The sequence below is a fragment of the Candidatus Allofournierella merdavium genome (genome assembly GCF_944382735.1).
GTDB classification, from domain to species: Bacteria; Bacillota; Clostridia; order Oscillospirales; family Ruminococcaceae; genus Allofournierella_A; species Allofournierella_A merdavium.
The window spans coordinates 42,841-49,250 of the sequence record NZ_CALWND010000015.1 but is presented as its reverse complement, the minus strand read 5'-3'; the positions used below and the strand labels follow the sequence as shown (position 1 = coordinate 49,250).

The 6,410-nt window shown below is 64.6% G+C and carries 8 protein-coding genes; 7 read left to right on the top strand and 1 reads right to left on the bottom strand.

Annotated elements, in window-relative coordinates:
• Positions 1-783: 783 nt before the first annotated feature.
• From ACH2A7_RS11665 to ACH2A7_RS11645, 5 genes are all read left to right on the top strand, one after another.
• The gene (locus tag ACH2A7_RS11665) at positions 784-1,443 is read left to right on the top strand and encodes an HAD family hydrolase (RefSeq protein WP_394962103.1); all 660 of its coding nucleotides are present in this window, start codon (positions 784-786) and stop codon (positions 1,441-1,443) included.
• 223 nt (positions 1,444-1,666) lie between these two features.
• The gene (gene rplU / locus ACH2A7_RS11660) at positions 1,667-1,978 is read left to right on the top strand and encodes a 50S ribosomal protein L21 (RefSeq protein ID WP_394962102.1); all 312 of its coding nucleotides are present in this window, start codon (positions 1,667-1,669) and stop codon (positions 1,976-1,978) included.
• A 20-nt stretch (positions 1,979-1,998) separates the two neighbouring features.
• A complete protein-coding gene (rpmA, locus tag ACH2A7_RS11655; protein WP_177522778.1) occupies positions 1,999-2,250 on the top strand; it encodes a 50S ribosomal protein L27 in 252 nt (83 codons plus the stop codon).
• 149 nt (positions 2,251-2,399) lie between these two features.
• On the top strand, positions 2,400-3,668 hold the full coding sequence (gene obgE, locus ACH2A7_RS11650) for a GTPase ObgE (protein WP_394962105.1): 1,269 nt from the start codon (positions 2,400-2,402) through the stop codon (positions 3,666-3,668).
• Between the two features lie 37 nt (positions 3,669-3,705).
• Entirely contained in the window at positions 3,706-4,125 is a 420-nt protein-coding gene (locus ACH2A7_RS11645) for a Mini-ribonuclease 3 (protein WP_394962101.1), read from the top strand.
• A 71-nt stretch (positions 4,126-4,196) separates the two neighbouring features.
• Here the strand turns inward: ACH2A7_RS11645 and ACH2A7_RS11640 are convergent, their stop codons facing one another.
• Positions 4,197-4,361, bottom strand: a complete 165-nt coding sequence (locus tag ACH2A7_RS11640; protein WP_394962100.1) for a hypothetical protein — start codon at positions 4,359-4,361, stop codon at positions 4,197-4,199.
• Between the two features lie 97 nt (positions 4,362-4,458).
• Between ACH2A7_RS11640 and ACH2A7_RS11635 the strand changes: the two genes are divergently transcribed.
• Positions 4,459-5,820 (top strand): RsmB/NOP family class I SAM-dependent RNA methyltransferase, encoded by a 1,362-nt coding sequence (locus tag ACH2A7_RS11635; protein WP_394962099.1) that lies wholly within the window; start codon positions 4,459-4,461, stop codon positions 5,818-5,820.
• A gap of 16 nt (positions 5,821-5,836) precedes the next feature.
• Positions 5,837-6,292, top strand: coding sequence for a GNAT family N-acetyltransferase (locus ACH2A7_RS11630; protein ID WP_394962098.1), 456 nt, complete (start codon positions 5,837-5,839; stop codon positions 6,290-6,292).
• The last annotated feature ends 118 nt before the right edge of the window (positions 6,293-6,410 follow it).

The window sequence follows — 6,410 nt, the reverse complement described above, 5'->3', positions numbered from 1 at the left end:
CTCCGTAGTGCCGAAGATACTTGGTTGGAGACGACCTGGGAAAATAGGTAGGTGCCGGCTTTCTCTTTGCCTTTTTTAAGGCCCTTGCCAGTTTGGCAGGGGCCTTTTTGTTATGCCCGGGACGGCGTGGCGCGCCTCTGCCATCCGCCTCCCTGGAGGACCGGCGCCGACGAGGAATGGGCGGCAAAGGCGTCCGGGGAAAAGGCCCGGGCGAAGGATGCTCTGCGGCAAGACTCCCGGGGAAAGGACACGACAATCCTCTTTGCGGCTGCAGGCGGGGGAACGCTTCTTCTGGCAGCGTCTAAATGTACATCGGCGGCGCGTGCCGGCTGCCCGCTTAACGTCGCGGCCAGGGTGGGCCACCTCCTCGCGGCTGCGAGCGGGGGGACGGCTCTTTTGACAACGTCTGCACGGTACGCCGGCGGTGCGGGGCAGTTGCGGCTAACGGACAGGGCAGCGTGAGCCGATGGTTTGAGGGGCGGGCCCGGGAGAGAAAACGCGAACACAACGCAACACTTGCGACCGCGTCCGGGGAATTTTACCTTCGCAGGGTGCGGTCGTCGACCCGTCCCAGTCTTTCCGACCTTTTGTTTGGCGGCGAAGCGTAAGAGCGCGTCGGCCTGCAGGCTGTGGTAGCGGCGGCACTGCGCCTGGAAATGTGTGGGCCGCCCCCTGCAGCACAAAGCAGGGGGCGAAGAAATCGAAGTCAGGCAGTGCATGGGGGCTTTTCTTTTTTGCCGGTTTGTGCGATGATAAAGGGGCGAAAGGAGGCGCCGTGCGCCGATGCTTAAATTTTCCTGCCTTGTACTGGACCACGACGACACGGTGGTGCGCAGTACGCCCACCATCCATTACCCGGCTTTCATGGAAGCATTGGAAACACTGCGGCCGGAGATACATTGGTCTTTGGAGCAGTTTATCGCCTACAACTTTGATCCGGGGTTTGAGGCCATCTGCCGGGATATCCTGCACTTCACCGATGAGGAGACGGCATTCCAGGAGGAGGTCTGGCGCGCCTGGCTGGCCGCTCATATCCCGCCTGCCTTTGACGGGATGGATCGGCTTCTGCGGCGCTACCGGGAGCAAGGAGGGATTGTGTGCTCGGTGAGCCATTCCACGGAGGAGATCATCCGGCGGGATTATCGCAAGCACTTTGGCTTTGAGCCGGATCTGGTCTTTGGCTGGGACCTGGGCCCGCAAAAGCGCAAGCCGTCCCCCTGGCCGCTGAAGCAGATCATGGAGCGATTCGCGCTCGGCCCCGGCCAGTTGCTGATGGTGGACGACCTCAAGCCCGGCTGGCAGATGGCCAAAACCTGCGGCGTCCCCTTCGCTTTTGCCGGTTGGGGCTGCGCTGTGGAGAGCATCCGCCACTTTATGTGCCGGAACGCCGACTGGTTTTTGGACGACGTGGGCGAGCTGGAAGCGCTGGTGCTGGCCGAATGAGACCGTCTCCTGCCCACAGGCAGGGCGAAGGGATGTTACAGGGGAAACTGCCCGAAAAATGGCCTGATAAAGGCAAAAAATGGCTGTTTGCCCGCAAAAAAGCCTTGCAATCCGCGTGCGTTTGTGGTATAGTATTAAAGCCGCATGGTTTGGGCAGCTAAGAGGTGTGTAACATCCACCCGCCCTATCGTCCAGCGAGACTTGTATAAGAGAGGCAAAAACTATGTACGCGATCATCGTTACCGGTGGCAAGCAGTACCGCGTCCAGCAGGGCGACGTGGTCTTCGTGGAGAAGCTGAACGCCGAGGAAGGCTCCACTGTCAAGTTCGAGAACGTCCTGGCTGTGGGCGGCGAAGGCGACACCAAGGTGGGCACTCCCAACGTGGAGGGCGCCAGCGTCGAGGCCAAGGTCGTCAAGAACGGCAAGGGCAAGAAGCTGAACATCATCACCTATCGGGCCAAGAAGGGCAGCGCCCGCCGTATGGGCCATCGTCAGCCCTACACCAAGGTCGAGATCACCGCGATCAACGGTTAAGGATTGGAGGTTGTAACACAATGGCACATAAAAAAGGCGTAGGTTCTACTAAGAACGGCCGCGATTCCGAGTCCAAGCGTCTGGGCGTCAAGCGCGCCGACGGTCAGTTCGTGCTGGCCGGCAACATTCTGGTTCGTCAGCGTGGCACCCACATTCACCCCGGTGAGAACGTGGGCAAGGGCAGCGACGACACCCTGTTCGCCCTGGTTGACGGCAAGGTCAGCTTTGAGCGCATGGGCCGCGACCGCAAGAAGGTCAGCGTCCGCCAGTAATGGTTTGCAAAGCCGCAGGGGTCAGCCCCTGCGGCTTTTTCTTCTCCCGGCAGGGCGGTTTTAAGCCGCGCCCGGGCCGGGAATACTGAAAGGGGCGCGCTGCGCCCGATGACCCAGCCGTCGGCTGGATAAAGGAGAACGACATGTCCATGTTTGTAGATGTGGCCAAGATCACCATCAAGGCCGGCAAGGGCGGCGACGGCGCGGTGAGTTTTCACCGGGAGAAGTTCGTGGCGGCCGGCGGCCCCGACGGCGGCGACGGCGGCCGGGGCGGCAACGTGGTGTTTGTGGCCGACGACAACCTCTCCACCCTGATGGATTTCCGCTACAAGCGCAAGTATGTGGCCGAAGCCGGCCAGAACGGCGGCGCGGCCCGCTGCAGTGGCAAGAACGCCCCCGACCTTGTCATCCGTGTGCCCCGGGGCACCCTGGTGAAGGAGGCGAACACCGGCCTGGTGATGGCGGATATTTCCGGCAACGAGCCGGTGGTGGTGGCCAAGGGCGGCCGGGGCGGCTGGGGCAACACCCACTTCGCCACCCCCACCCGCCAGATCCCCAAATTCGCCAAGCCCGGCCTGCCCGGCCAGGAGTTTGAGGTGCGCCTGGAACTGAAACTGATCGCCGACGTGGGGCTGATCGGCTTCCCCAATGTGGGCAAATCCACCCTGATCAGCGTCATCAGCGCGGCCAAGCCCAAGATCGCCAACTACCACTTCACCACCCTCTCCCCGGTGCTGGGCGTGGTGCGTGTGGGCCCGGAGCAGAGCTTTGTGGCCGCCGACATCCCCGGCCTGATCGAGGGCGCCAGCGAGGGCGTGGGCCTGGGCCACGACTTTTTGCGCCATGTGGAGCGCTGCCGCCTGCTGCTGCATGTGGTGGACGTCTCCGGCTGCGAGGGGCGCGACCCGGTGGAGGATTTTGAAAAGATCAACGCGGAACTCAAAAACTTCAGCGCCGAACTGGCGGCCCGGCCCCAGATCGTGCTGGGCAACAAATGCGACATCGCCACCGAGGAACAGATCGCGGCCTTCCGCAGCTACATCGAGGGCAAGGGCCTGGAATTCCTGCCTATCTCTGCCGCGGCGAACCAGGGCCTCAAGACCCTGCCCGGCCTTGTGTGGGAGAAGCTGCAGACTCTGCCTCCGGTGCAGACCTACGAGACGGAATATGTGCCCCAGGCGGTGCCGGTGGGTGAACGGAATTACACCATTGAAAAGACCGGCGAGCACGAGTTCACCATCGACGCGCCCTGGCTGGAGCGCATTCTGGCCGGCAGCGATGTGGACGACTATGAGAGCCTGCAGTACTTCCAGCGCCAGCTGGGGGACAGCGGCATCCTGAACGACCTGGTGGCCCAGGGCGTGCAGGAGGACGACACCATCAAGATCGGCGAGTACGAGTTCGATTATATCTTCTGAGAGGGCGGGCAGTGCCCGCGAAAAGGAGTGGGAACATTTGTATCTGGAGAGCGAAACGCCGGTGGACATCCACGAGCAGTCGCCGCTGAACCTGGCCTTTGTGGGGGACGGCGTGCTGGAACTGCTGGTGCGTCGCCGCCTGGTGGAACGCACCCGGCTCACCCCGGGCAAACTGCATGGGGTGTGCGTACAGTATGTATCCGCCAAGGGGCAGAGCCGTGCGCTGCAGGTCATCGAGCCCCTGCTCACCGAGGCCGAGCAGGCGGTGCTGCGCCGGGGGCGCAACGCCAGCAAGGCCACGGTGGCAAAACACGCCACCCCGCAGGAATACCGCGCCTCCACCGGCTTTGAGGCGCTGCTGGGCTGGCTGTACCTCACCGGGCAGACCGGGCGCATCGACGAGTTGTTCGAAGCGCTGTGGGCGGGCTTTGACCCGCAGGAAAAGCCCGCGGAATAAGCACGGGAAACGCAGAAAGCGGGGGCCGGACGGTTGATCCCGTCCGGCCCCTTTTTGTGGTCAGAATCTGCTTATTTGGTGCCTTTGGTGCTGGTGCAGTTCTTGGCGCCGTTCTTGGCGGCGTTGGTGGACTTGCCGTTCACCGAGTTCGTGACCGCGTTCTTCGCGTCGGTCTTGTCGTACTGAGAAGTGGTCTTGGCGTTCTGGCTGCTGGTCTTGGTATTGCGGTTTTCCATGATGTTTGTCTCCTTTCCATGACGGGGGCGGCTGATCGTCTGCCCCTTCGTTCCTATTCTGTCCCGCTGCGGGGCGGTTATGCAAAGGCGGTGAAGTATGTACCCGGAATATTTTGAGGCAAGGGAGCGGGCGCTGCTGGGCGAGCGGTTCGACGCGCTGTTCAACGCGCCACAGGCGCCCGCCCGGGGCCTGACGGTGAACCGGCTGCGCTGCGCGCCGGAATGGCTGGCCGCCCGGCTGGATGTGCCGCTGACGCCATCCCCCTTCTGCGCCGAGGGCTTTGTGCTGGGAGACAGCGAACTGCGGCTGGGCAAACACCCCTATCACCACGCGGGGGCGTTTTATCTGCAGGAGCCCTCGGCCAGCGCCCCGGCGGCGCTGCTGGAGGTGCGGCCCGGCCAGCGGGTGCTGGACCTGTGCGCCGCGCCCGGCGGCAAGAGCAGCCAGCTGGCGGCGGCGCTGGAAGGGCAGGGGGTGCTGGTGAGCAACGAGTACGATGCCGCCCGCGCCCAGGCGCTGCTGAGCAACCTGGAGCGGATGGGTCCGGTGAATTCCGTCGTCACCACCGGCGACACCGCCCGCATCGCGGCGGCCCTGCCCGGCTGGTTCGACCGGGTGCTGGTGGACGCCCCCTGTTCCGGCGAGGGGATGTTCCGCAAGGAGCCCCAGGCCGTCGCCCAGCACAGCCCCGGCCTGGTAGCCCGGTGCGCGACGCTGGGTGCGGAGATCCTGGAAAACGCCGCGGCGGCGCTGGCCCCCGGCGGGCTGCTGGTCTACTCCACCTGCACCTTCGCCCCCGAGGAGGACGAGGGGCAGATCGGCCGCTTTCTGGCGCTGCACCCGGAATTTTCCCTTTTGGACTGCGGTGTCGCCTTCGGCGGCTCCGGCGAAGAAAACCGCTGCGGTGAATATCCCTTCCCGGCGGCGAAGACCCGCCGCATCTGGCCCGCCCAGGGGGGCGAGGGGCACTTCATGGCCAAGCTGCAGAAAAGCCCGGACGCCCCCGTTGCGGCTCCCCGGCGGGCAAAGCCCGCCCGGCCGGCCAAGCCCTGCGCCGAGTGGCTGGCCTTCGCGGCGGAGTATTTCCCGGCACTGAAAGACCGGGCCACCCTGGCGGCAGCCGAGCGGCTGTTCCTGCCGCCGCCCGCCTGGCAGGGGGACGGCCTCAAGCTGAGTGTCGCCCGCTGCGGCGTGGCGCTGGGCCGGGCGCAGAAGGGCCGTTTTGAGCCCGCCCACCATCTGTTCATGGCCTTCGGCCCGGGCTGCGAAAACCGGGAGGAACTGACTTTGGGCGACGAAAGGGTGGAGGCCTGGTTGCGGGGCGAGGAGATCGAGGCGCGCACCGCGCAGAACGGCTGGTGCGCCGTGCTGGTAGACGGCCTGCCCCTGGGCGGGGGAAAGGTGAGCGGCGGCCGGGTGAAGAACCACTACCCCAAGGCGCTGCGCAACCTCAAATGACAGGGAGGCAGGGAAGATGATCCGAAGCGCGGTGATGAATGACTACGAAGCGGCGGAGTCCATCATGGAGCAGGTGCAGCGGCTGCACGCCGGCTGGCGGCCGGACGTCTACCGCGCCGGAGTCACGGTGTTGACGCCGGACTATTTCGATGAACTGGTGCGCGGCGGTCAGGTGCTGGTGTGGGAGGAGGAAGGCGCCGTCACCGGCCTTGTGATCTTTGCCGAGCGGCAGGCGGAAGGCCCGGTGAAGGTGGAACGCAAGACCCTTTTCATCGACTCCATCGCGGTGGACGAGGCGCACCGGGGCCGGGGCATCGGCCGCCGCCTGCTGGACGAGTGCAAGAAGCTTGCCCGGCGGCGGGGCTGCTGCGGCCTGGAATTGCAGGTGAACGCGCAGAACGCGCGGGCCATGAAACTCTACCGGGCGTACGGTTTTGCCGAGAAATCGGTGAACATGGAACTGGATCTCTGACCCACCGGACCGGCAAAAGGGCACAGAACGAGACATTCGGCCTTTTTTGCCCGTTCACGCCCGCCCGCAGCACCCACCGCCCCTTGCCATCCCCCGCGGGATATGATAAAATTATTTA

Excerpts from the sequence above, each read along its gene's own strand:
- ACH2A7_RS11635 (WP_394962099.1), top strand. The coding sequence starts at position 4,459 with ATGTACCCGGAATATTTTGAGGCAAGGGAGCGGGCGCTGCTGGGCGAG.
- ACH2A7_RS11665 (WP_394962103.1), top strand. The coding sequence starts at position 784 with ATGCTTAAATTTTCCTGCCTTGTACTGGACCACGACGACACGGTGGTG.
- obgE (WP_394962105.1), top strand. The coding sequence starts at position 2,400 with ATGTTTGTAGATGTGGCCAAGATCACCATCAAGGCCGGCAAGGGCGGC.
- ACH2A7_RS11640 (WP_394962100.1), bottom strand. The coding sequence starts at position 4,361 with ATGGAAAACCGCAATACCAAGACCAGCAGCCAGAACGCCAAGACCACT.
- ACH2A7_RS11630 (WP_394962098.1), top strand. The coding sequence starts at position 5,837 with ATGATCCGAAGCGCGGTGATGAATGACTACGAAGCGGCGGAGTCCATC.
- rpmA (WP_177522778.1), top strand. The coding sequence starts at position 1,999 with ATGGCACATAAAAAAGGCGTAGGTTCTACTAAGAACGGCCGCGATTCC.
- rplU (WP_394962102.1), top strand. The coding sequence starts at position 1,667 with ATGTACGCGATCATCGTTACCGGTGGCAAGCAGTACCGCGTCCAGCAG.